Raw genomic sequence first — 24,597 nt, forward strand, 5'->3', positions numbered from 1 at the left:
AGTACCGCGCTTCGGTCTCGGAGCGGTACGGCATCGACGCCGAGGCGCCCGTGCCGCCGGGGAGCGTACGGAACTCCCGTCCCGCCACGGTCTCCCCGCGCTGGGGGGCCTTCTCGACGCAGGCGACGAGATCCCTGTTCGTGTTGCCGAGCACGGCGATGTGGGTCATGGGCGGGGTGCCTCCAGGGGGGTGAGCGCGTGGGTGAGGTGGGCGAGCGTGTCGAAGCCGGTGCCGTTGAAGTCGCCGATGGTGGTGGACAGGCGGTTCTTCAGCGGGGTCGTCCAGCGGTCGGGGAGGGCGCCGGGCGTGCCGGCGAGGAGGCCGGCGATGCTGCCGGCGGTGGCGCCGTTGGAGTCGGTGTCCCAGCCTCCCGAGACGGCACGGCAGATGGAGCCGGTGAAGTCGCCGTTCGCGTGGGTGAGGGCGGCGGCGATCAGGGCGGTGTTGGGGACGGCGTGGACCCAGTGGTGGGCCTGCGCGTGGGTGGCGTGGAGTTCGTCGACGACCATGTCGAAGTCGTCGTGCGCTCGGGCCAGTCGGATGGCGTGGGTGACGGCCTGTGCCAGCCGGGAGGCCGGGGGGACCACTGCCAGGCCCGTGCGGAGTGCGGTGTGGATGTCGGAGGTGCCGGTGGCTGCCTGCGCGATGGCGGCCGCCGTGAACATCGCCGCGTAGACGCCGTTGGCGGTATGGGTGAGGGTGGCGTCGCGGTGGGCCTGCGCCGCGGCGGCCGCGGGGTCGCCGGGGTTGGTCCAGCCGTGGACGTCGGCTCGGATGAGGGCGCCGATCCATTCGCGGAAGGGGTTGCGGTGCCGGGCCGTGTGCGGGGGTTCCAGGCCGGTGAGGAGGTTGCGGTAGGCGATGCGTTCCGCGGTGAACGTGCGGCCGGCCGGGAGCTCGTCGAGCCAGAGGGTTGCCACGTCCGTGGTGGTGAAGGTTCTGCCGTGGCGTTGGAGCAGGAGGAGGTTGAGGAGGGGGTAGTTGAGGTCGTCGTCCTCTGGCATGCCGTCGATGTTCTCGGCGAGGGAGGTGTTCGCCGAGCGGCGGTTCCAGGGGTGCTGCGTCAGGAGTTCTGCCGGGACTCCTCGGGCTGTGAAGTACGTGTTCAGGGGCCAGTTGCCGGTGGACTCGGCGAGTTGGCGGATGGCGTCCAAGGGGAGCTTTTCGACGGGCTTGCCCAAAAGGCAGCCGACGGCTCGGCCCAGCCAGGCGGCTTCCAGGCGGGCCTCGGCGGGGGCCGGGCGAGTGGGGGATGCGCATCCCGGCGCCGGGATGCCGCCGCCTTTCTCCGGGGCGGGCGCCGCCCCAGCGGCACGACTGCCCGCAGCCGGGCGGATTCGGCTGCCCGCGGGGTGGGGCGGCGGCCAATTCGGGCACAGGGCCTTGATTTTTTCGAGGTCCGTGGGCTCCTTGTCCGCCAACCTGCTCGGCAGGTCCGCCAGTTCGTCCAGCAGGTCCTCGGCGAGTTGCCGTCGATACCTTGAGGCCGGCTCCGGCGAGGCGCCCGCGCGCAGGGGGGCCTCCGGGCCGCCGGCCGCTCGCCATCTCGCCGCGATCGCCTGCGGCTGCCGACCGTCCTGTTTCGCCTGGCGCAGTTCGTGGCCGATCAGGTCCTCCGGCTGGACCCAGGTCAGTCGGAGCATCTCGGGCCTCCGAGGTCGGTGAACGCCGCCTCGTGGGTACGGCGTTGGCGTACGTCCCGGTCGAAGATCTCCCGGGTCACGGCGGTGAGCGTGGTTGCCGGTTCCCACAGGTCCAGGCGGCTGGCCTCGGAGACCTGTTTCGCCCAGTCCTCCGGGGCCGGGGAGCCGAGGGCGCCTGCCATCGCGCCCGCCATCGTGGCGATGGAGTCGCAGTCGCGGCCGTAGTTCACCGCGCCGAGGACCGCGTGGCGGTAGTCGCCGTCGGCCACGAGCAACATGCCCAGCGCCACCGGGAGTTCCTCGATCGTGTGCAGGCGGGAGGGGCGGCGGGCGCCGAGGGAGGGTTGTCGGTAGTCGGGGCCGACCGTGTCGTAGGGGGCCACGGCCTGACGGAGAGGGGTCAGCGCGGACTCGAAGTCCGTGTACCGGGAGGCCGTTTCGCAGACCTGCTCGATGGCCGCCCGGGTGCCGTCCTTCGCCAGGGAGAGGCAGGCGGAGACGACCGAGTCCGGGGTCGCGCCGGGGGTGCTCGCGGCCGCGACCGCCGCCGCGAAGACGGCCGCCGCCTCACGGCCGTACGAGGACTGGTGGGCGCCCGCGATGTCCAGTGCCTCGGCGTACGCGCCCGCCGGGTTGGCCGCGTTGACCAGGCCGACCGGGGCCATGTACATCGTGGCGCCGCAGTTGACGATGTTGCCGACGCCGGCCTCGCGGGGGTCGACGTGGCCGTAGTGGAGGCGGGCCACCAGCCACTTCTCCGCCAGGAAGACGCGCTGGAGGGGCAGGGCCTTAGCCTCCAACTCCGGGATCCAGCGCGGGTTCGTCATCAGGTCCGGGACCAGGTGGTCGGCGATCGCGTACGCGTCCAGGTGGTCGCGGACCTGCGCGTACACCCGTACCAGCGCATGGGTCATCAAGGTGTCGTCGGTGACGTGGCCGTCGCCCTTGTGGTACGGCGCGATGGGGCGGGCCGTGCGCCAGGCGTCGCCGTTCCAGGGGCCGACGATGCCGTGGACGCGGCCGGCGTGGCGCTGGAGGATCTGCTCGGGGGAGTAGCCCTCGACGGGGCCGCCCAGCGCGTCGCCGACGGCCGCGCCTACGAGGGCACCGGTGATGCGTTCGTCCAGACTTGAAGCGTGACTGCTTTTTGCTCCTTTGGGTGTCATGCCCGGAATCATCCCCCTGGCGGGGCCGGTTGTGCGGCTTCCAGGAGTTCGGCGAGTTCCACCAGGTCCGTGTCGGTGAGGCGGGGGAGTACGCAGCCGGAGAGGGTGCGGCAGGTGTCGCGCCAGGAGACGGGGATGGACTCGCCGCCGCCCAGGGCGCCGGTGAGGGCGCCCGCGAGGGCGGGGGCGGAGTCGGCGACCCGGGAGAGGCAGGCCGCGGCCGGTACCGCTTCCGCGATCCGGCCGTTTGCCGCACTGGCCAGGGCCAGGGCGACCGGGACCGTCTCGGCGGCGGCGATGCCGTAGCTGTAGACGTGGTCGACGATCTGGTGTTCCAGCAGGGGGATCAGGGCGAAGGCGCTCTCGGTGTCCTGGGCGAGTGCGAGGGCGTGGCGGGCGTTGCGGCCGATCTCGGTGGACTCGGGGAGTTCGGCGAGCGCGGCGGTGACGCATGCCTGTACGTCTGCTCCGGCCAGCGCTAGGGCGAGTGCCGCCGCCATCGCGCGGGCGCCGTGCACTCCGTCGCCGTCCTGGGTGTAGCGGGCGTCGAACTCGGCCAGCTCCGCGGCGAGTCGGGGGTCGCCGGGGTGGGCCACGGCCAGTACGCAGGCCCGTACGCAGGCGGCGTCGTCGAAGTAGTGCGGGTTGTCGTGGCCGGTGGCGGGTGGGCGGAGGCCGGTGGCGAGGTTGCCGAGGCCGGCGCGGACGGAGATGCGGGCGCGGAGGGGGATCACCGCGGACTCGACCTCGGGGGCGCGGTCCGCTGCGGCGGCGACTTCGCTCGCCAGGGCGTTCCAGGTGAGGTCGATGGCGGCGCGGGTGCGGCGTTCTCGGCTCAGGTCGCCGAGGACGGTGTCCTCGCCGGCCCTCAGGACGGCCTCGGCTGCGAACACCGCCCACTCGGCGTCGTCGGACGGGCCCAGGCGGAGGGGCTCGGGGGGTTGGTTCAGGGCGATGGGGACGGGGAGGGTCGTCGTCGCGTTCTGTTCGGCGAAAGTGTCGAGTTCGCGGGTGAGGCGGCGGGTCCAGTCGGGCATGCGGGCGGCTCGGTGGCGGGCGGCGGGCCAGCCGGCGGCGTCGCCTGCGGCCAGGCCCAGGAGGAGGCCTTCGATGCGGTTTGCCTGCGCCGGCGGTGCGGTGTCAACGGCCTCGGCTTCGCCTTCGGCCTTGGTGTTCCCACCCGCACCACCGGTGCTGCTTTCGTTGTCGGGTGCGGGCGGCCCCTGTGGGGCTTCCTCGCCGTCGGCGGCCGCGAGTTCGATCGACATCGCTGTGGCCGTCTCGTCCCATGGGCTGGGCGGCGTCATGAGGGGACCTCCGTCTCGTCGTCCGCTGCCAGGGTGAAGGAGGCCGGGGCCGGAAGCTCGCTCGGTACGAAGCCCCCCTCGCCCCACCTTCCGTCCTCGCCCGGCGTCAGCAACTCCGCCACGTCCAGGACGTGGTGGCCCGCCATGGAGGGCAGGCAGCTGCCGCGCGCCGGGCCGATCGCCGCCGCCCAGTCGGCCGGGATCGAGGAGGCGCCGTGGGTCGCGCCGGCCAGGGCGCCGGCGACCGCCGCCGTGGTGTCGGCGTCGCGGCCCATGTTGACGGCTGTCAGTACCGCCTGGACGAAGTCGCCGTCGGCGGCCGCGTAGGCGCCGAAGGCGAGGGCGACCGCTTCGGGGGCGAGGTCGGTCCAGGGGTAGCCGCCGATGACGACCGCCGAGCGGACCGCGCGTTCGCCGCGGTGGGCGACCGCCACCGCACGGCGCAGCGAGCGGGCCGTCCAGGAGTCCTCGGGGACGACCGCCAGAGCGGAGGCGACCACGGCGATGGTGGGGGCCCCTGCCATCGCCGCCGCGACGCCCGCCGCCACCGCCTGGCCGCCGTAGATGCCCTCGCCTTCGTGGCTCACCGAGCCGTCGATCGCCACCAGGCGGGCCGCTTCGGCGGGGCGGCCGGACGCGAAGACGCCGAAGGGGGCCGCGCGCATGGCCAGGCCGTCGCTCCAGGCATGGCGGTGCTGGGCGGAGATGGGGGCCGCGAGGCCGCGGCGCAGGTTCTCCAGCGTGCCGCGTTCGCTGAAGCCCGCGCCCCGGAAGGGACCCTCGTGGCGGTCCGCGATCCACTGGTGCCAGGCCGCCTCGACGTGGGCCGGGGTGAGGGCCGAGCCGTGCCGGGCCAGCAGGAGGCCCGAGAAGATCGCGTACTCGGTGTCGTCCGTGCCGGACGGGCGGTCCGCGACGTAGCCGGTGATACGGCCCCAGCGGGCGCGGATCTCGGAGGGCTTCAGGTTCTCCGCCGGAGCTCCGAGGGCGTCTCCCACGGCCAGGCCGAGCAGGGCGCCGCGGGCCCGCTCACGGAGTTCGGCGGCGTTCCCGGGCGCCGGGACCGGGGGAATGCAGGCGATCGATGCCATACGCGGCCTCTCCTCCGGGGGCTGCGCGCAGGGGGCGGAGCCCTTTGCGGATGTGTCCCACCGGAGCGGTTCCCCAGAGCCTCGGGGGCCTCAGCATCACCCGGTCGACATCTGTGCGGCACCTGCTTCGAATGAGCGTCCGACGGTAAAACCGCAGGTTAGCCGAGCCTTTCCTTGCTGGCGGATGGGAATTCGGCGGCGTAGTCTCAGCGTTGTCGAAAAGTGGAACCAGTCCAAACAAGCTCCCTGGGGGGACGTATGGCCATCATCGAAACCGAGGCGCCACTGCACGAGGCGCACCGCGACAACCACACGCACCGCGATGTGAACGGCGGCTGGCTGCGGCCCGCCGTCTTCGGAGCGATGGACGGCCTCGTCTCCAACCTCGCCCTGATGACCGGTGTCGCGGGCGGTTCGGTCGGTCAGCAGACCATCGTCATCACCGGGCTCGCGGGGCTCGCCGCCGGTGCGTTCTCCATGGCGGCCGGCGAGTACACCTCCGTCGCCTCGCAGCGCGAACTCGTCGAGGCCGAACTGGACGTGGAGCGCAGGGAGCTGAGAAAGCACCCGCAGGACGAAGAGGCCGAACTCGCGGCCCTGTACGCAGGGCGAGGGGTCGAGCCGGAGCTGGCCCGCGAAGTGGCCCGGCAGCTGTCCCGCGATCCCGAGCAGGCGCTGGAGATACACGCCCGCGAGGAACTCGGCATCGACCCCGGTGATCTGCCGTCGCCGCTGGTCGCCGCCGTGTCCTCCTTCGGGGCGTTCGCGCTGGGTGCCCTGCTCCCCGTACTGCCGTATCTGCTCGGCGCCGACGACCTGTGGCCCGCCCTGCTGCTCGCGCTCTTCGGGCTGTTCGCGTGCGGTGCGATCGTGGCCAAGGTGACGGCACGGACCTGGTGGTTCAGCGGACTGCGGCAGCTCGCCCTGGGGGGTGCGGCGGCCGGTGTGACGTACGCCCTGGGCAGCTTGTTCGGAACGGCCGTAGGATAGCTCGGATGCAACTTATGCGTTGGGCCGCATAAGTAGCCGTTACTCGCTGGTTTCGAATGCTTAACCACCGGGCATGAGCCGTAAGCGCTGCGGGCAAGGGAGCCTGCGGCGCACTCGCGGGGCGGGCGACGACGCCTGCTCCGCCTCCGGGTCGACGGACACCGATCTGTCCTGTTCGGTCCCACATACTTCAAGCCACGGCGCGGTACCCCCGCCGCAACCCCGTGGCGTCCGCATGCTGGAACGGAGTATCCGGTTCCCGAGAACCGCTCCATCATGTAACCTGCACGAAATTTTGCACTCACGCAGAGGGCCAACGTCGTCCCTCGGCAATCTGCATATGCCACTTGACGACGACGGGAGAGCCGATGCGTACGCCGCGCCAGCCGTCCCAGCACTCCACGAATGGCCAGAACTGGTCGTTCATGGATGCTCGCCCTGCTGCGCAGGGTATGTACGACCCCCGCAACGAGCACGACGCCTGTGGCGTCGGTTTCGTGGCCACCCTCACCGGCGAGGCGAGCCATGCGCTGGTCGAGCAGGCGCTCACGGTTCTGCGCAACCTGGAGCACCGCGGTGCCACCGGCTCCGAGCCCGACTCGGGCGACGGCGCGGGCATCCTGTCCCAGGTGCCGGACGCCTTCTTCCGTGAGGTGGCCGAGTTCGAGCTGCCCGCGGCCGGTGCGTACGCGGTCGGTACCGCCTTCCTGCCCGAGGACCGGCTCGAGGACGCCGTCTCACGTATCGAGACGATCGCCGCGGAAGAGGGCCTGACGGTCCTCGGTTGGCGCGAGGTGCCGGTCGCCCCCGGACTGCTCGGCGCCACCGCCCGTTCGACGATGCCCGCCTTCCGGCAGATCTTCGTCGCCGACGGCGTCTCGGAGGACATCGAGCTCGACCGCAAGGCCTTCGTGCTGCGCAAGCGCGCCGAGCGCGAGGTCGACGTCTACTTCCCGTCGCTGTCCGCGCGGACCATCGTCTACAAGGGCATGCTGACCACCGGCCAGCTCGAGCCCTTCTTCCCGGACCTGTCCGACCGCCGTTTCGCTTCCGCGATCGCGCTCGTGCACTCCCGGTTCTCCACGAACACCTTCCCGTCGTGGCCGCTGGCGCACCCGTACCGCTTCGTCGCGCACAACGGTGAGATCAACACCGTCAAGGGCAACCGCAACTGGATGGTCGCCCGCGAGTCGCAGCTGGTCTCGGACCTCTTCGGTGACAAGGGCCTGGACCGGGTCTTCCCGATCTGCACGCCCGACGCCTCCGACTCGGCGTCCTTCGACGAGGTGCTCGAACTCCTGCACCTGGGCGGCCGTTCGCTGCCGCACTCCGTGCTGATGATGATCCCGGAGGCGTGGGAGAACCACGACTCCATGGACCCGGCCCGGCGCGCCTTCTACCAGTTCCACTCCACGATGATGGAGCCCTGGGACGGCCCGGCCTGTGTCACCTTCACCGACGGCAAGCAGGTCGGCGCGGTCCTCGACCGCAACGGACTGCGCCCCGGCCGCTACTGGGTCACCGACGACGGCCTCGTCGTCCTCGGCTCCGAGGTCGGCGTCCTCGACATCGAGCCCTCCAGGGTCGTCCGCAAGGGCCGCCTGCAGCCCGGCCGGATGTTCCTCGTCGACACCGTCGAGCACCGCATCATCGAGGACGACGAGATCAAGGCGCAGCTCGCCACCGAGGCGCCGTACGCCGAGTGGCTGGAAGCCGGCGAGATCGAGCTGTCCGACCTGCCCGAGCGCGAGCACATCGTGCACACGCACGCCTCGGTCACCCGCCGCCAGCAGACCTTCGGTTACACCGAGGAGGAGCTGCGCGTCATCCTGGCGCCGATGGCCAAGGCCGGTGCCGAACCGATCGGTTCGATGGGCACCGACTCGCCGATCGCCGCGCTGAGCGAGCGTCCGCGACTGCTCTTCGACTACTTCACCCAGCTGTTCGCGCAGGTCACCAACCCGCCGCTGGACGCGATCCGTGAAGAGCTCGTCACCTCCCTGCGCTCGTCGCTGGGCCCGGCGGGCAACCTGCTCGACCCGAACGCGGCCTCCTGCCGCAGCGTCGTCCTGCCCTTCCCGGTCATCGACAACGACGAGCTGGCCAAGCTCATCCACATCAACGCCGACGGCGACATGCCCGGCATGAAGGCCGCGACCCTGTCCGGCCTGTACCGGGTCTCCGGTGGCGGTGACGCCCTCGCCGCGCGCCTCGAGGAGATCTGCGCCGAGGCCGACGCCGCCATCGAGAACGGCGCCCGGCTGATCGTCCTGTCGGACCGCCACTCGGATGCCGAGCACGCGCCGATCCCGTCGCTGCTGCTCACCGCGGCCGTCCACCACCACCTCATCGGCACCAAGCAGCGCACCCAGGTGGGCCTGCTGGTCGAGGCCGGCGACGTCCGCGAGGTCCACCACGTCGCCCTGCTCATCGGCTTCGGCGCCGCCGCCGTGAACCCGTACCTGGCCATGGAGTCCGTCGAGGACCTGGTCCGCGCGGGCACCTTCCTGTCGGACATCGAGGCCGAGAAGGCCATCCGCAACCTGATCTACGCCCTCGGCAAGGGCGTCCTGAAGGTCATGTCCAAGATGGGCATCTCGACCGTCGCGTCCTACCGCGGCGCCCAGGTCTTCGAAGCGGTCGGCCTGGACGAGCAGTTCGTCGCCAAGTACTTCCGCGGTACGGCCACCAAGATCGGCGGCGTCGGCATCGACGTCATCGCCAAGGAGGTCGCCGCCCGCCACGCCAAGGCGTACCCGGCGAGCGGCATCGCGCCCGCGCACCGCGCCCTCGACATAGGCGGCGAGTACCAGTGGCGCCGCGAGGGCGAGCCGCACCTGTTCGACCCGGAGACGGTCTTCCGCCTCCAGCACTCCGCGCGCAGCGGCCGGTACGACATCTTCAAGAAGTACACCGAGCGCGTGAACGAGCAGTCCGAGCGTCTGATGACGCTGCGCGGCCTGTTCGGCTTCACGTCGGACCGGCAGCCGATCTCCATCGACGAGGTCGAGCCGGTCAGCGAGATCGTCAAGCGTTTCTCGACGGGCGCCATGTCGTACGGCTCCATCTCGAAGGAAGCCCACGAGACGCTCGCCATCGCCATGAACCAGCTGGGCGGCAAGTCCAACACCGGTGAGGGCGGCGAGGACGCGGACCGTCTGTACGACCCGGCGCGCCGTTCGTCGATCAAGCAGGTCGCCTCCGGCCGCTTCGGAGTCACCTCCGAGTACCTGGTCAACGCGGACGACATCCAGATCAAGATGGCCCAGGGCGCCAAGCCCGGCGAGGGCGGCCAGCTGCCCGGCCACAAGGTGTACCCGTGGGTCGCCAAGACGCGTCACTCGACGCCGGGCGTGGGCCTCATCTCCCCGCCGCCGCACCACGACATCTACTCCATCGAGGACCTGGCCCAGCTGATCCACGACCTGAAGAACGCGAACCCGCAGGCGCGGATTCACGTGAAGCTGGTCTCCGAGGTCGGCGTCGGCACGGTCGCCGCGGGTGTGTCGAAGGCGCACGCGGACGTGGTGCTCATCTCCGGCCACGACGGCGGCACGGGTGCCTCCCCGCTCACCTCGCTCAAGCACGCCGGTGGTCCCTGGGAGCTCGGCCTCGCCGAGACCCAGCAGACCCTGCTGCTCAACGGCCTGCGCGACCGCATCGTCGTGCAGACCGACGGCCAGCTGAAGACCGGCCGTGACGTCGTCATCGCCGCGCTGCTCGGCGCCGAGGAGTTCGGTTTCGCGACCGCGCCGCTCGTCGTCTCCGGCTGCGTCATGATGCGCGTCTGCCACCTCGACACCTGCCCGGTCGGCATCGCCACCCAGAACCCGGTCCTGCGCGACCGGTTCACCGGCAAGGCCGAGTACATCGTGAACTTCTTCCGGTTCATCGCCGAGGAGGTCCGCGAGATCCTCGCCGAGCTGGGCTTCCGCTCCATCGAGGAGGCCGTCGGCCACGCCGAGACGCTCGACGTCACGCGTGCTGTGGAGCACTGGAAGGCACAGGGCCTTGACCTGTCCCCGCTCTTCTACGTGCCCGAGCTGCCCGAGGGCGCCCCGCTGCACCAGGTCATCCAGCAGGACCACGGTCTGGAGAAGGCGCTCGACAACGAGCTGATCAAGCTCGCCGGCGACGCCCTGGCCGCGGACTCCGCGACCGACGCCCAGCCGGTGCGCGCCCAGGTCGCCATCCGCAACATCAACCGCACGGTCGGCACCATGCTCGGCCACGAGGTGACGAAGAAGTTCGGTGGCGCGGGCCTGCCCGACGACACCATCGACATCACCTTCACCGGCTCCGCGGGCCAGTCGTTCGGTGCCTTCCTGCCGCGTGGTGTCACGCTGCGCCTGGAGGGCGACGCCAACGACTACGTCGGCAAGGGCCTCTCCGGCGGCCGGGTGATCGTCCGTCCCGACCGCGGCGCCGACCATCTCGCCGAGTTCTCGACGATCGCGGGCAACACCATCGCCTACGGCGCCACCGGCGGCGAGCTGTTCCTGCGCGGCCGTACCGGCGAGCGGTTCTGCGTCCGCAACTCCGGCGCGACGGTCGTCTCCGAGGGCGTGGGCGACCACGGCTGCGAGTACATGACCGGCGGTCACGCGGTGGTCCTCGGCGAGACGGGCCGCAACTTCGCGGCCGGCATGTCCGGCGGTGTCGCGTACGTCATCGACCTGAACCGCGACAACGTCAACATCGGCAACGTCGACGCGGTCGAGGCGCTGGACGACACCGACAGGCAGTGGCTGCACGACGTGGTGCGCCGCCACGCCGAGGAGACCGGTTCGACGGTCGCCGGGAAGCTGCTCGCCGACTGGGACGCCTCCGTGGAGCGCTTCAGCAAGATCATCCCCAGCACGTACAAGGCAGTGCTCGCCGCCAAGGACGCCGCCGAGCGAGCGGGTCTCACCGAGACCGAGATCACCGAGAAGATGATGGAGGCGGCGATCAATGGCTGACCCGAAGGGCTTTCTGAACCACGGCCGCGAGGTCGCCAGGTCCCGCCCCGTCGACGTACGTCTGAAGGACTGGAACGAGGTCTACGTTCCCGGTTCGCTGCTGCCGATCATCAGCAAGCAGGCCAGCCGGTGCATGGACTGCGGCATCCCGTTCTGTCACAACGGCTGTCCGCTGGGGAACCTGATCCCCGAGTGGAACGACTACGCCTACCGCGAGGACTGGGCGGCCGCGTCGGAGCGTCTGCACGCCACGAACAACTTCCCGGAGTTCACGGGCCGGCTGTGCCCCGCTCCCTGCGAGTCGGCGTGTGTGCTGGGCATCAACCAGCCGCCGGTGACCATCAAGAACGTCGAGGTCTCGATCATCGACAAGGCGTGGGAGACCGGTGACGTCGCCCCGCAGGCGCCCGAGCGTCTGTCGGGCAAGACGGTCGCGGTCATCGGCTCGGGCCCGGCGGGCCTGGCCGCCGCGCAGCAGCTGACCCGGGCCGGTCACACCGTCGCCGTCTACGAGCGCGCGGACCGCATCGGAGGCCTCCTCCGGTACGGCATCCCCGAGTTCAAGATGGAGAAGCGGCACATCAACCGCCGTATCGAGCAGATGCGCGCGGAGGGCACCCGCTTCCGTACGGGCATCGAGATCGGCCGCGACCTCAAGGCGACGGACCTGAAGAAGCGGTACGACGCGATCGTCATCGCCGCCGGTGCGACGACCGCGCGTGACCTTCCGGTCCCGGGCCGCGAGCTCAAGGGCATCTACCAGGCCATGGAGTACCTGCCCCTGGCCAACAAGGTGCAGGAGGGCGACTTCGTGGCGCCCCCGATCTCGGCCGAGGGCAAGCACGTGGTCGTGATCGGCGGTGGCGACACCGGCGCCGACTGCGTGGGCACCGCCCACCGCCAGGGCGCGGCCTCCGTCACGCAGCTGGAGATCATGCCCCGCCCGAACGACGAGCGGAACCCGGTCTCCCAGCCGTGGCCGACCTTCCCGATGCTGTACAAGGTCACCTCCGCGCACGAGGAGGGCGGCGAGCGGGTCTACTCCGTCTCCACCACCCACTTCGAGGGCGACGAGGACGGCAACGTCCAGTGGCTGCACCTCACCGAGGTCGAGTTCGTCGAGGGCAAGCTGACGCAGAAGCCGGGCACGGAGCGCAAGATCCCCGCCCAGCTGGTCACCCTCGCGATGGGCTTCACCGGCACCGACCGCGAGAACGGCCTCGTGGACCAGTTCGGCCTGGAGCTCGACGAGCGCGGCAACATCGCCCGCGACGCCGACTTCCAGACCAACGTGCCGGGCGTCTACGTCGCCGGTGACGCCGGCCGCGGCCAGTCGCTCATCGTGTGGGCGATCGCGGAGGGCCGCTCGGCCGCGCGCGGCGTCGACAGCTTCCTGACCGGTGGCAGCGAACTGCACGCCCCGATCCGCCCGACGGACCGCTCGCTGATGGTCTGACCGTTCCGGTTCCGGAGCGGATACCTCAATAGACGTCCCGTACAAAGGCGTACGGAACACCAGACGGCGCCTGCCCCAGTCCCCGACCGGACATGGGCAGGCGCCGCCGCATGGGCGGGTGCCGTTGCCCGCTCACCCGTCTGCTCGCACTGTTGGCCCAGCTGTGACCGCCGTGCCACCCTGAGTTGGATCCGACGGGGAGGCGACGACGCATGGACGGCGCACGATCGGTGGACGAGACGAGGGGTTCCGCCCGCTCCCGCCGGGAGGCTCCCGGCAAGGGCGAGAAGCTGGCCGACTGGGCCGACGGGCGGTTCGGGATCTACGCGCTGGCCAAGGTCAACATGCGCAAGCTCTTCCCGGACCACCCTTCCTTCCTGCTGGGCGAGATCGCCCTCTACAGCTTCATCGTCCTGATCCTCACCGGCGTCTACCTCACCCTGTTCTTCGAGCCGAGCGGCGTCGAGGTCGTCTACCACGGCTCCTACGAGCCCCTCAACGGCGTGATCATGACCAGGGCCTACGAGTCCACACTCGACATCAGCTTCGATGTGCGCGGCGGGCTGCTGATCCGGCAGATCCACCACTGGGCGGCGCTGGTCTTCGTCGCCGGCATGTTCGTGCACATGATGCGGGTGTTCTTCACCGGCGCGTTCCGCAAGCCGCGCGAGCTCAACTGGCTGTTCGGCTGGACGCTGCTGATGCTCGGCATCATCACCGGCCTGACCGGCTACTCGCTCCCCGACGACCTGCTGTCCGGCACCGGCATCCGCTTCGCCCAGGGCGCGATCCTGTCCATCCCGATCGTCGGGACGTATCTGTCGTTCTTCCTCTTCGGCGGGGAGTTCCCGGGCCATGACATCATCCCGAGGCTCTTCCCGGTCCACGTCCTGCTGCTGCCCGGGATCATGCTGGGCCTGGTCGTCGCCCACCTGACGCTGGTCTTCTACCACAAGCACACGCAGTATCCGGGGCCCGGCAGGGACAACAAGTCGGTGGTCGGCATGCCCTTCCTGCCGGTCTACATGGCCAAGGCGGGCGGCTTCTTCTTCCTCGTCTTCGGCATGCTGACCATCCTGGGCGGCATCGCCAGCATCAACCCCGTGTGGGCCTTCGGGCCGTATCGCCCGGACCTGGTGACCACAGGTGCTCAGCCCGACTGGTACCTGGGTTTCTCCGAGGGGCTGATCCGGGTGATGCCGGGATGGGAGATCAACTTCTGGGGCCACACGCTGGTGCTGGGCGTGTTCATCCCCTTCGCGCTGTTCCCGCTGGTCATGCTCGCCATCGGGGTGTATCCCTTCATCGAGGCGTGGATCACCGGCGACAAGCGCGAGCACCACATCCTGGACCGGCCGCGCAACGCACCCGTGCGCACCGGACTCGGCGTGGCCTGGCTCAGCCTGTACGTGGTGCTGCTGATCGGCGGCGGCAACGACATCGTGGCCACCCACCTGCATCTGTCCATCAACGACATCACCTGGTTCGTACGGATCGCCGCCTTCGTGGTGCCGGTCCTCGCGTTCACCGTCACCAAGCGGATCTGTCTCGGCCTCCAGCGCCGCGACCGGAACAAGGTGCTGCACGGCAGGGAGACGGGCACCGTCAAACGGCTGCACAACGGCGAGTTCATCGAGGTCCACGAACCCATCTCGCAGATGGAGTTGTTCACGCTCACCCAGCATGAGCAGGACCCGCCGTACGAGGTCGGCCCGGTCGTCGACGCGGGCGGTGTGCGGCGCCGGGTGAAGCGGTCCCAGCGGCTGCGGGCCCGGCTGTCCCGGGCCATGTTCGGGCCCCGGGCGCGGATCGAGAAGCCGACGAGGGAGGAGTACCGGGAGCTCACCGGCGGCGATCACCACTGAGGACGGCGGCCCGGCATTCGTCCGGGCTGCCCCAGGCGGTGCGCAGGGCACGGGCCTTGGTGAGCCAGAGGGACAGGTCGTACTCCGCGGTGTAGCCGATCGCGCCGTGCAGTTGGAGGGCCGTGCGAGCGGTGGTGTACGCGGCCTCGCAGGCCGTGACCTTCGCCGCGGCGACGTCCCGCCCGGTCATCGTCAGGGCGGCACCGAGGAGCAGCGGACGCGCGAACTCCAACGCGATCTTCGCGTCGGCCAGACGGTGCTTGACCGCCTGGAACGAGCCTGTGGGCACACCGAATTGGGTGCGCTGCTTGACGTAGGCGACAGTTCTGTCGAGGAGGGCGAGGCCGACGCCGAGGGCCTGGGCGGCGGTGGCGAGGCGGGCCCAGGTGAGGGCGAGGGCGGTGGCGGTGGTGACCTGCGGGCCGGTGGCGAGGAGCTCCCCTCCGGGTGGCAGCGCGAAGAGCCGGCGGGCGGGGTCGAGGGAGGAGTGCGGGGCGCCGGGCGCGGGGGCCAGACGCAGGCCGGTCGCGCGGGCCGCCTCGGTCGGGCCGGGCGCCCCGGCCGCTCGGGTGGGCTCCTCCGGCCCCTGTGCGGCCGACACCACCAGCCGCACGTCAGCCATGTCCGCGTCCAGCGCGTACGGCCCCACGGCCAGGGTTGCCGTCGACTCGCCCGAAGCCAGCGCGGGCAGCAGGCGTTCGGCCGGGCCCGCGTCGTCCAGCCCGGCGAGCAGCGCGGCCGCGGCGACCGTCTCCACCAAGGGGCCGGGCACCGCGTGCCGCCCCAACTCCACGAAGGCGACGGCGAGTTCCACCGGCAGGGGACCCATCCCCTCGTACGCCTCCGGCACCGCCGGCGCGAACACGCCCGCCTCGGCGACGCGGCGCCACAGCGCACGGCCGCTCGTGTGCTCGCCCCGGCTCCAGTCCCGTACCACCGCGGGTGTGTCCGCGGCCGTCAGCATGGCGTCCAGGGTGTCGGCGAACGCGCGTTGTTCGGGGTCCAGGAGGAAGCGCATCAGCGGCGTCCCTTCGGCAGGCCCAGCAGGCGCTCGGCGATGATGTCGCGCTGGATCTCGTTGGTGCCGGCGTAGATGGGCCCGGCGAGGGAGAAGACGTAGCCCTCGGACCAGTCGGTGTCGGCGGACTCGCCCTCCGGGCCGAGGAGGTCGAGCGCCGTCTCGTGCAGCGCGATGTCGTACTCGGACCAGAAGACCTTGTTCAGGCTGGACTCGGGGCCGATCGACTCGCCGTCGAGGAAGCGGGAGGCGGCGGCGTAGGTGAAGAGCTGGTAGGCGCGGGCGCCGATGAGGGCGTCGGCCACGCCCTTGCCCGCGCTCCGCGGGCTGCCCTGTGCCTGCCAGAGCTCGGACAGCCGGGCGGCGCTCGCGAGGAAACGGCCGGGGGAGCGGAGGGTCAGGCCGCGTTCGTTGCCCGCTGTCGACATGGCGACTCGCCAGCCCTGCCCGGGCTCGCCGATCACGTCCTCGTCGGGCACGAACACCTCGTCCAGGAAGAGCTCCGCGAAGGCCGGCTTCCCGTCGAGGCGGCCGATCGGGCGGACCGTGACGCCCGGGGCGCGCAGGTCGAACATCAGGTAGGTGAGCCCCTGGTGCGGCTTCGGGGTGTCGGGCTCGCTGCGGAACAGGCCGAACGCGCGATCCGCGAAGGCCGCGCGCGAGGACCAGGTCTTCTGGCCGCTCAGCAGCCAGCCGCCGTCCCTGCGGACCGCCCTCGACCTCAGGGACGCCAGGTCCGACCCCGCCTCCGGTTCGGACCAGGCCTGCGCCCAGATCACCTCGCCGGTCGCCATCGGCGGCAGCACGCGCGCGCGTTGCTCCTGAGTGCCGTGCTCGAAGAGGGTCGGCGCGAGCAGGCCGACGCCGTTCTGGCCGACCCGGCCGGGTGCGCCCGCCGCGTAGTACTCCTCCTCGAAGAGCAGCCAGCGGATCAGGCCCGCGTCCCGTCCGCCGTAGGCCGTAGGCCAGTTCACCACCGACCAGCGGTCCGCGGCGAGTTCGGCCTCCCAGGCGCGGTGCGCCGCGAAGCCCTCCTCGGTCTCCAGGGAGGGGAGGGGTGCGGGCGGCACATGCGTGTGCAGCCAGGCCCGGGCCTCGGCGCGGAACGCCTCGTCGGCGGGGGAGTGGGCCAGGTCCACGGTCACCCTCCTTCCCTAACAAGTGTTTGGTAGGTTAGCGTGCTGTCATGACGAACGTCGAGGCACCGGCCTACGTTCCCGGGCACGGACTGCTCGGCGGACGCACGGCGGTCATCACCGCGGCGGCCGGCGCGGGGATCGGCGGGGCGACCGCCCGCCGCTTCCTGGAGGAGGGGGCGCGCGTGCTCATCAGCGACGCGCACCCGCGGCGGCTGAAGGAGCACGAGGCCGAGCTGAGCCGGGAGTTCCCGGGGGCGGTGGCTGCGGTCCCCTGTGACGTCACCGACGAGGCGCAGGTGCGGGCGCTGTTCGACGCCGCGGTACGGGAGCACGGACGACTGGACGTCGTCGTCAACAACGCGGGTCTCGGCGGGACTTCGACGCTCGTCGACATGACCGACGAGCAGTGGTCGAAGGTGCTGGACGTGACACTGAACGGCACTTTCCGGTGCCTGCGGGCCGCCCTTCGCCTGATGCGGGACACCGGCGGCGTGATCGTCAACAACGCCTCCGTCGTGGGCTGGCGCGCCCAGGCCGGGCAGGCGCACTACGCCGCCGCGAAGGCGGGCGTGATGGCGCTGACCCGGTGCGCGGCGATGGAGGCGGCCGAGTACGGCGTGCGGGTCAACGCCGTGTCGCCGAGCCTCGCCATGCATCCGCATCTGGTGAAGGTGACTTCGGCACAACTGCTGGAGGAGCTGACCTCGCGCGAGGCCTTCGGGCGGTACGCCGAGCCGTGGGAGGTGGCCAACGTGATCGTGTTCCTGGCGTCCGGCTACTCCTCGTACATGACCGGCGAGGTCGTCGCCGTCAGCAGCCGGCACCCCTGAGGAGCGGAGCAGCCCACAATGGATCTGTGCCTACGAAGAAGAACCCCCAGGTGACCGCCACAGAGCCCGCCGCGGCCGGCGCCGCCCGCGACCGCCGTCGCGAACTCCTCGACACGGCTGCCGAGGTCTTCGCCGAGCAGGGCTACAACGCCACCACCGTCCGCAAGATCGCGGACCACGCGGGCATGCTCGCGGGCAGCCTCTACTACCACTTCGACTCCAAGGAGTCGATGCTCGAAGAGATCCTGCGGACCTTCCTCGACGAGCTCTGGGACGGCTACGACACCGTCCTCGGCGGCGAGTTCGGGCCGCGCGAAACCCTTGAAGCACTGGTCACCGAGTCGTTCCGGGAGATCGACCGGCACCGCGCCGCCGTCGCGATCTACCAGAAGGAGAGCAGGCAGCTCGTGGCGCAGGAGCGGTTCGTGTTCCTCGCCGAGTCGCAACGCAGGTTCGAGAAGGTGTGGCTGTCCACGCTGGAGCGCGGGGTCGCCGCCGAGGTGTTCCGGGCCGACCTCGACGTCCGGCTCACCTACCGGTTCGTGCGCGACACGGTGTGGGTCGCCGCGTCCTGGTACCGGCCCGGCGGACAGCACAGCCCGGAGGAGATCGCCCGGCAGTACCTGTCGATGGTGCTGGACGGGATCGCCGTACGCGAATAGCCCTTTGATGTGAGGGAGTTGCCATGGCCGAGGCCTACATCGTCGAAGCGGTCCGTACGCCCGTAGGGCGGCGCGGGGGAGGACTCGGCGGGGTCCACCCGGCCGACCTCGGTGCGCATGTGCTGAAGGAACTGGTCGCGCGCTGCGGTGTCGACCCGGCCGCCGTCGAGGACGTCGTCTTCGGCTGCCTGGACACCGTGGGGCCGCAGGCCGGGGACATCGCGCGGACCTGCTGGCTGGCGGCCGGGCTGCCCGAGGAGGTGCCGGGCGTGACGGTGGACCGCCAGTGCGGCTCCTCCCAGCAGGCCGTGCACTTCGCGGCGCAGGGCGTGCTGTCCGGGACACAGGACCTGGTCGTCGCCGGCGGCGTGCAGAACATGTCGCAGATCCCGATCGCCTTCGCGACCCGGCAGGCCGCCGAGCCCCTCGGCTTCACGGAGGGGCCCTTCGCGGGCAGCGAGGGCTGGCGTGCACGGTACGGGGACCGGGCGGTGAACCAGTTCGTCGGCGCCGAGATGATCGCCGCCAAGTGGGGCATCAGCAGGCAGGACCAGGAGGAGTTCGCGCTGCGGTCGCACCGGCGGGCACTGCGCGCCATCGACGAGGGGCGCTTCGAGCGGGAGATCGTGCCCTACGGCCAGGCCGCCGTCGACGAAGGGCCGCGCCGGGACACCTCGCTGGAGAAGATGGCCGCGCTGAAGCCGGTCATCGACGGCGGCACCGTCACCGCGGCCTGCTCCTCGCAGGTCTCCGACGGGGCGGCGGCCATGCTGCTCGCCTCGGAGCGGGCGGTGCACGAGCACGGGCTGCGGCCACGCGCGCGCGTGCATCATCTCTCCGTGCGCGGAGAGGACCCCATCCGCATGCTGACCGCGCCCATCCCGGCCACCGCACACGCCCTGAAGAAGACCGGTCTGTCCCTCGACGACATCGACCTCGTCGAGATCAACGAGGCCTTCGCCCCGGTCGTCCTGGCCTGGCTGAAGGAGACCGGCGCGGACCCCGACAAGGTCAACGTCAACGGCGGTGCGATCGCTCTCGGGCATCCGCTGGGCGCCACCGGCGTCAAGCTCATGACGACCCTGCTGCACGAACTGGAGCGCACCGGCGGGCGGTTCGGGCTCCAGACGATGTGCGAGGGCGGCGGTCAGGCGAATGTCACGATCATCGAGCGGCTCTGAGGGGAACGGCGGGAGACCGGTCGCCCGTTTCGGCGGACGGGGTCCGGCGCAGGCTCCCGAAGCCTGGGAGGCCCGCTGGGGCCGAGGAGTGCGAGGGGGCCGTGGGGGATGGTGCCGATGTGCGAGGGCGGCGGTCGGGCCAACGTGACGATCATCGAGAGGCTGTGACCCTCAAGGGGAGACGCCGAGCCGCTCCCGTACCTCCTCCGCCTCCTTCATGATCCGCTCCACCAGCTCCGCGCACGACGGCAGGTCGTCGATCACCCCGGCGACCTGCCCGGAGGCCATGACGCCGAGATCCGTACGGCCGTCCACCATCGCCGACTTCAGCAGCATCGGGGTGTTCGCGGCGAGGAGGACCTGGCTCCACGTCAGGTCCTTGCCGTGTTTCACGGCGAGTCCGTCGCGGACCAGCCGGCGCCAGGTCAGCCCGGACAGCTTGCGGAAGCCCGCCGCTCTTCTCACGGCCTGGAGCAGGGCCCTCGTGCGACCGGCGCGCTCCAGGGCGTCGACCAGTTCCGTGCGGAGCATGCGGTGCGGCAGGCCGTCGACCGCCCGGGTCACCGTCACGTCCCGCACCGTCGCCGCCAGATAGCGCGCCTTCACCGCGTCCGGCACCGTCGAGTCGGAGGTGAGCAGGAACCGGGTGCCCATGGCGACGCCCGCCGCCCCGTACGCCAGCGCCGCGACCAGTCCCCGCCCGTCGTGGAAGCCGCCCGCCGCCACGACCGGTATGCCGACGGCGTCCACCACCTGGGGCAGCAGCACGGTCGTCGCCACCTCGCCGGTGTGCCCGCCGCCCTCGCCGCCCTGCACGATCACCGCGTCCGCGCCCCACGCCGCGACCTTCTCGGCATGCCGCCGGGCCCCCACGGAGGGGATGACCACGACACCCGCCTCCTTGAGCCCGGCGATCAGCTCCGGGGAGGGGGCGAGGGCGAAGGACGCGACCCGTACACCCTCGTCGATGATGATCCGCACCCGCTCGCCCGCGTCCCCGGCGTCCGCGCGCAGATTCACCCCGAACGGCTCATCGGTACGGGACTTGACCTCCCTTACGGCGTCCCGCAGCCGGTCGAGCGTCATCGTCGCGGAGGCCAGGATGCCCAGCGCGCCCGCGTCGGCCGACGCGGAGACCAGACGCGGGCCCGCCACCCAGCCCATGCCGGTCTGCACGATCGGGTGGCGGACCCCGACGAGCCTGGTCAGCGCGGTCTCCATCAGTCCCTGACCTCGCGGTACCTGGTGCCCTTCGGGTCGATGACCTCGCGGATCAACTCCAGCTCCTGGTCGGTCGGTTCACGGGTGTACGGCACCTCGCCCGGGACGCAAAGCCCGAAGCCCGTCGCCTCCCGCACCTGCTCGACGGTGACGCCCGGATGGAGGGAGGCGAGACGCATCGCGTGGTCGGGCGTAGCGAAGTCGAAGACGCCCAGGTCGCTCACCACGCGCGGGATGCGGTGGAAGCGGGTGGCGCTCGGGCCCGCGGCGGCGGCACGGTCGTAGCCCACTCCGCACACCATGTCGACCTTCTCGACGAAGACACGCGGGGAGTGCTTGGGGACCCAGTAACTGGTCGGGTTGTTCAGGGTGTTGACCGGGGCCCCACGTACGCCCAGAAGCTGCCGCTTCGGTTTGCCCCAGTCGCCGATGCACGAGATGTTCTGGTTGCCGAAGCGGTCGATCTGGCTCGCGCCCATCATCACGTGCCGGCGCCCGCCGGTGACCATGGCCAGATGCTGCCGGTACGGCAGCCAGCCCTCCGGCGTGCCGTCGAGACCGACGAGCATCGCCTCGCCGTCGGTCAGCAGCAGGTCGGGGGAGAAGGTGCGCTTGGCGAGGCGGGCGCCGACGGACGGGATCAGGCCCATGGGGCTGGCGAGCACCTCTCCGTCGTCCCGCCAGGCCTCGGCGCAGGCGATCACGCAGTACTCGGCACGGGTGACGGTCACGGGGACTGCTCCTTCCGTTCCCCCCGCCAGTCCTGCACGGCGCGTTGGTAGTCCTGCTCGTCACCGCCGAGGAACCGCTCGGCGAACTCCTCGTACGGCGTGGTGGCGTACAGCTTCTGAAAGGCCTCGTCCCGGCCGTGGTCGGGGGCGCAGGAGGTGAAGTGGGCGCCGTTCGGCGTCTCGACCACGCCCGTGACGCTCGACCGCTTGAGGAGCAGTGTCTGCGGCGCGGCCTCCTTGGCCGGCTCGGCGGTGCCGATGTTCTCGACGAGCTGCTCGCACGACACGTACGCCGCCTCGGCCGCCTCGCAGAACAGGTCGTCGAAGTACGGGTCCGGGCCCAGGTACCGGCCGTTGCCCAGCCGGTCCGCGCGGTTCATGTGGACGAGGGCCGCGTCCAGACGCAGGGCGGGCATGGCCACGAACGTCTCCGCGTCCTCGTACGGGGAAGTGACCGTCCGCAGAGCGGGGTTGACCCGCATCACGTCCGAGCCGAGGCCGGCCCGCACCGGCATGAAGGACAGGCGGTTGGCGGCCGCGTGCAGCCCCCACATGAACATCGCCTCGTCGACCTCCACGAGTTCGAGGGCGCCGCGCTCGCGTGCCGCGCGGTAGTGCGGTTCGAGGGGGATCGAGTCGAGGGTCGCGAAGGCGGTGACGAGCTTGCGGATCCGTCCGGCGGCAGCCAGCAGGCCGACGTCCGGGCCGCCGTACGAGACGACGGTGAGGTCGGTGATCTCGGTGCGGAGCAGGGCTCGCACCAGTGCCATCGGCTTGCGGCGCGAGCCCCAGCCGCCGATGCCGAGCGTCATGCCGCTCTCCAGGCGGCCGACGGCGTCCTCGGCCGACATGGTCTTGTCGCTCACTGGGCGGCCTCCTTGCCGAAGGTGTCCCGGACCCGGCCCGCGACGCCGCCGAGGTTGGCCTCGAAGGTGAAGCCCTGCTCGAAGCGGTAGCTGCGGCGCACGTCGACGGGGTCGATGCCGTTGATGGCGGCCTTGGCCAGCCGGATGAGGTGGCCGTCCTTGGCGGCGATCTCGCGGGCCAACTCCAGGGCGGCCGCGCACAGTTCCGCGCGCGGGACGACCCGCCACACCGAGCCGTGTGCGTGCAGCTCGGCCGCGGTCGCGGTGCGCGAGGTGTAGTACAGGGCCCGCATCAGGTGCTGCGGGACCAGACGGGCCAGGTGGGTGGCCGCGCCGAGCGCGCCGCGGTCCAGCTCGGGCAGGCCGAAGGTCGCGTCCTCGCTCGCCACGATCGCGTCCGCGTTCCCCACCAGGCCTATGCCGCCGCCCAGACAGAAGCCCTGCACGGCCGCGACGACGGGCACCTCGCACTCGTACACCGCCGCGAACGCCTCGAAGCAGCCGCGGTTCGCGCCGATCAGCGCCTGCTGCCCCTGGGCCTGTATCTCCTTGATGTCCACGCCCGCGTTGAACCCGCGCCCCTCGGCTGCCAGCACCACGCACCGGACCCCGGAGTCCCGGCCGGCCGCGCGCACCGCGTCGGCCAGCGCGAACCAGCCGTGCACCGGCAGGGCGTTCACCGGCGGGAAGTCGACCGTGACGACGGCGATGCCATTTTTTCCGGGCCCCTTTTCCGGGGTCGAGGTGGAGACACCCATGGGCGCATCAGCTACCTTTCCACCAAACGTTTGTTAGGTGGAGGGTAGCGGCGAATGGAGCTGAACGGAAAGGTCGCGGTCGTCACCGGCGGTACCCGCGGCGTCGGCGCCGGGATCGCGCGGGCCTTCGTGGAGGCGGGTGCCGAGGTCGTGGTCTGTGCCCGGCGGCCGCCACAAGTCCCGGTGCCGAAGACCGAGTTCGTGCCGCTGGACGTACGGGACCCCGAAGCCGTACGGCGCTGCTTCGCCGGCCTGCCCCGCCTCGACGTCCTCGTCAACAACGCGGGCGGCGCCCCGTACCGTCCGCTCACCGAGGCCGAGGCCGAGGCCGAACGGCACGTCCGCGTCCTGGAGCTGAACCTCCTCGCACCGTTGACCGTGTCCCTCGCCGCGTACGACCACCTCAAGCGTGCCAACGGCTCGATCGTGATGATCGGCAGCGTCAGCGGCAGCCGCCCCTCGCCCGGCACCGCCGCCTACGGGGCGGCCAAGGCCGGCCTTGAGCACCTGGCCCGCTCGATGGCCGTCGAGTGGGCGCCGGAGGTCCGCGTCAACACCCTCGTCGTCGGCATGGTCCGTACCGAGCTGTCCCACCTCCACTACGGCGGCCCGGACGGCCTCGCCGCCGTCGCCCGCACCGTCCCCCTGGGGCGGCTGGCCGAGCCGTCCGACATCGGCGCGGCCGCGGTCTTCCTCGCCTCCGACGCCGCGGCCTACGTCACCGGCGCGAGCCTGCTCGTGCACGGCGGAGGCGACCGGCCCGCGTTCCTGGATGCGGCAACTGCCAACAAGGAGAAGTGAGATGAGCGGAATCTGCGAGGGCCGGGTCGTCGTCGTCACCGGCGCCGGCCGCGGGCTCGGCCGCGCCCACGCGCTCGCGTTCGCCGCCGAGGGCGCCCGGCTCGTGATCAACGACCTGGGCGTGGGCCTCGACGGCAGGCCGGACGACGACGGCCCGGCCGAGCGGGTCGCCGCGGAGATCCGCGCCGCGGGCGGCGAGGCCGTGGCCCACGGCGGCGACATCGCGACGACCGAGGGCGCCGCCTCCCTCGTACGCACCGCCCTGCAGACGTACGGCCGCCTCGACACCCTCGTCAACAACGCCGGATTCCTGCGCGACCGCATGCTCGTCAACCTCGACGAGGACGACTGGGACGCGGTCGTGCGGGTCCACCTGAAGGGGCACTTCCTGCCGCTGAAGCACGCGGCGGCGCACTGGCGGGCGGAGGCGAAGGCGGGACGGATGCCCGTGGCCCGGGTCGTCAACACCAGCAGCGGGGCAGGGCTTGCGGGGTCGGTCGGGCAGGGGAACTACAGCGCCGCGAAGGCCGGGATCGTCGGGCTGACGCTCGTCGCGGCGGCCGAGACGGGGCGGTACGGGGTCCAGGTCAACGCGATCGCCCCGGCCGCCCGGACCCGGATGACGGAGGAGACCTTCCAGCAGACGATGGCGGCGCCCGCGGGGGGCTTCGACGCCATGGCGCCCGAGAACGTGTCGCCGCTGGTGGTGTGGCTGGGCTCGGCCGCGAGCGCGGGCGTCACCGGGCGGGTCTTCGAGGCCGAGGGCGGCCGGATCACCGTGATGGAAGGGTGGCGGCCGGGGCCGAGCGCCGACAAGGGCGCGCGGTGGACGCCTGCGGAGGCCGGGGACGTGACGCTGAATCTGCTGACGGAGGCGGCGGAACCGAGGGCGGTGTACGGGGCGCAATAG

Annotated in this window: 19 protein-coding genes and 1 pseudogene; 9 read left to right on the plus strand and 11 right to left on the minus strand. The window is 71.5% G+C overall.

Going from position 1 to position 24,597, the window contains the following annotated elements:
- Positions 1–31 precede the first annotated feature (31 nt).
- The 5 genes and pseudogenes from ADK57_RS49885 to ADK57_RS13070 all read right to left on the minus strand — a co-directional run.
- A pseudogene (locus tag ADK57_RS49885) lies at positions 32–169 on the minus strand (ribokinase); the annotation flags it as partial.
- Positions 166–1,644 carry an ADP-ribosylglycohydrolase family protein gene (locus tag ADK57_RS13055; RefSeq protein WP_053749585.1) on the minus strand — a complete coding sequence of 493 codons (1,479 nt, stop codon included), beginning with the start codon at positions 1,642–1,644 and terminating at the stop codon, positions 166–168. The gene ADK57_RS13055 and the pseudogene ADK57_RS49885, both read right to left, overlap by 4 nt.
- Positions 1,632–2,810 carry an ADP-ribosylglycohydrolase family protein gene (locus tag ADK57_RS13060; protein ID WP_053749586.1) on the minus strand — a complete coding sequence of 393 codons (1,179 nt, stop codon included), beginning with the start codon at positions 2,808–2,810 and terminating at the stop codon, positions 1,632–1,634. The genes ADK57_RS13055 and ADK57_RS13060 overlap by 13 nt, the downstream gene beginning before the upstream one ends.
- Positions 2,811–2,818: 8 nt before the next feature.
- Positions 2,819–4,117: an ADP-ribosylglycohydrolase family protein gene (locus ADK57_RS13065; RefSeq protein WP_420711855.1), complete on the minus strand. Its 1,299-nt coding sequence runs from the start codon at positions 4,115–4,117 to the stop codon at positions 2,819–2,821.
- The gene (locus ADK57_RS13070) at positions 4,114–5,208 is read right to left on the minus strand and encodes an ADP-ribosylglycohydrolase family protein (protein WP_053749588.1); all 1,095 of its coding nucleotides are present in this window, start codon (positions 5,206–5,208) and stop codon (positions 4,114–4,116) included. The genes ADK57_RS13065 and ADK57_RS13070 overlap by 4 nt, the downstream gene beginning before the upstream one ends.
- 258 nt (positions 5,209–5,466) lie before the next feature.
- On the opposite strand from ADK57_RS13070, the gene ADK57_RS13075 reads away from it, so the two are divergent.
- From ADK57_RS13075 to ADK57_RS13090, 4 genes are all read left to right on the plus strand, one after another.
- A complete protein-coding gene (locus ADK57_RS13075; RefSeq protein WP_053749589.1) occupies positions 5,467–6,198 on the plus strand; it encodes a VIT1/CCC1 transporter family protein in 732 nt (243 codons plus the stop codon).
- A gap of 368 nt (positions 6,199–6,566) precedes the next feature.
- Positions 6,567–11,159, plus strand: a complete 4,593-nt coding sequence (gltB, locus tag ADK57_RS13080) for a glutamate synthase large subunit (RefSeq protein ID WP_078973099.1) — start codon at positions 6,567–6,569, stop codon at positions 11,157–11,159.
- Entirely contained in the window at positions 11,152–12,615 is a 1,464-nt protein-coding gene (locus ADK57_RS13085) for a glutamate synthase subunit beta (RefSeq protein WP_053749591.1), read from the plus strand. Before gltB ends, ADK57_RS13085 begins: the two co-directional genes overlap by 8 nt.
- 212 nt (positions 12,616–12,827) lie before the next feature.
- Positions 12,828–14,480: a cytochrome b gene (locus ADK57_RS13090; RefSeq protein ID WP_053749592.1), complete on the plus strand. Its 1,653-nt coding sequence runs from the start codon at positions 12,828–12,830 to the stop codon at positions 14,478–14,480.
- On the opposite strand, the gene ADK57_RS13095 is transcribed toward ADK57_RS13090, so the two are convergent.
- Together ADK57_RS13095 and ADK57_RS13100 are read right to left on the minus strand one after the other, a co-directional pair.
- Positions 14,458–15,498 carry an acyl-CoA dehydrogenase family protein gene (locus tag ADK57_RS13095; RefSeq protein WP_053749593.1) on the minus strand — a complete coding sequence of 347 codons (1,041 nt, stop codon included), beginning with the start codon at positions 15,496–15,498 and terminating at the stop codon, positions 14,458–14,460. The two genes, ADK57_RS13090 and ADK57_RS13095, sit on opposite strands and share 23 nt — an antisense overlap.
- Entirely contained in the window at positions 15,498–16,637 is a 1,140-nt protein-coding gene (locus ADK57_RS13100; RefSeq protein WP_053749594.1) for an acyl-CoA dehydrogenase family protein, read from the minus strand. The genes ADK57_RS13095 and ADK57_RS13100 overlap by 1 nt, the downstream gene beginning before the upstream one ends.
- Before the next feature lie 47 nt (positions 16,638–16,684).
- Between ADK57_RS13100 and ADK57_RS13105 the strand changes: the two genes are divergently transcribed.
- From ADK57_RS13105 to ADK57_RS13115, 3 genes are read left to right on the plus strand one after another with little or no spacing between them, the layout of a single operon-like run.
- On the plus strand, positions 16,685–17,467 hold the full coding sequence (locus tag ADK57_RS13105) for an SDR family oxidoreductase (protein ID WP_053749595.1): 783 nt from the start codon (positions 16,685–16,687) through the stop codon (positions 17,465–17,467).
- A 26-nt stretch (positions 17,468–17,493) separates the two neighbouring features.
- On the plus strand, positions 17,494–18,129 hold the full coding sequence (locus ADK57_RS13110) for a TetR/AcrR family transcriptional regulator (RefSeq protein WP_053749596.1): 636 nt from the start codon (positions 17,494–17,496) through the stop codon (positions 18,127–18,129).
- A 23-nt stretch (positions 18,130–18,152) separates the two neighbouring features.
- Positions 18,153–19,310, plus strand: coding sequence for an acetyl-CoA C-acetyltransferase (locus ADK57_RS13115; RefSeq protein WP_053749597.1), 1,158 nt, complete (start codon positions 18,153–18,155; stop codon positions 19,308–19,310).
- 171 nt (positions 19,311–19,481) lie between these two features.
- Here ADK57_RS13115 and ADK57_RS13120 read toward each other — a convergent pair whose 3' ends face one another.
- Genes ADK57_RS13120 through ADK57_RS13135 form a run of 4 tightly spaced genes read right to left on the minus strand, consistent with a single transcriptional unit; the run spans position 19,482 to position 22,886 of the window.
- Entirely contained in the window at positions 19,482–20,531 is a 1,050-nt protein-coding gene (locus ADK57_RS13120; protein ID WP_053749598.1) for an NAD(P)H-dependent flavin oxidoreductase, read from the minus strand.
- Positions 20,531–21,262, minus strand: a complete 732-nt coding sequence (locus ADK57_RS13125; RefSeq protein ID WP_053749599.1) for a CoA-transferase subunit beta — start codon at positions 21,260–21,262, stop codon at positions 20,531–20,533. The genes ADK57_RS13120 and ADK57_RS13125 overlap by 1 nt, the downstream gene beginning before the upstream one ends.
- Positions 21,259–22,128, minus strand: a complete 870-nt coding sequence (locus tag ADK57_RS13130) for a CoA transferase subunit A (protein WP_053749600.1) — start codon at positions 22,126–22,128, stop codon at positions 21,259–21,261. Before ADK57_RS13130 ends, ADK57_RS13125 begins: the two co-directional genes overlap by 4 nt.
- Positions 22,125–22,886, minus strand: coding sequence for an enoyl-CoA hydratase family protein (locus ADK57_RS13135; protein ID WP_053749601.1), 762 nt, complete (start codon positions 22,884–22,886; stop codon positions 22,125–22,127). Before ADK57_RS13135 ends, ADK57_RS13130 begins: the two co-directional genes overlap by 4 nt.
- 54 nt (positions 22,887–22,940) lie before the next feature.
- Here ADK57_RS13135 and ADK57_RS13140 point away from each other — a divergent pair, with 54 nt between their 5' ends.
- Positions 22,941–23,687, plus strand: a complete 747-nt coding sequence (locus tag ADK57_RS13140; protein WP_053749602.1) for an SDR family oxidoreductase — start codon at positions 22,941–22,943, stop codon at positions 23,685–23,687.
- Position 23,688: 1 nt separating this feature from the next.
- Positions 23,689–24,597 (plus strand): SDR family oxidoreductase, encoded by a 909-nt coding sequence (locus ADK57_RS13145; protein WP_053749603.1) that lies wholly within the window; start codon positions 23,689–23,691, stop codon positions 24,595–24,597.

The sequence above is a fragment of the Streptomyces sp. MMG1533 genome, from assembly GCF_001279775.1.
Lineage (GTDB): Bacteria > Actinomycetota > Actinomycetes > Streptomycetales > Streptomycetaceae > Streptomyces.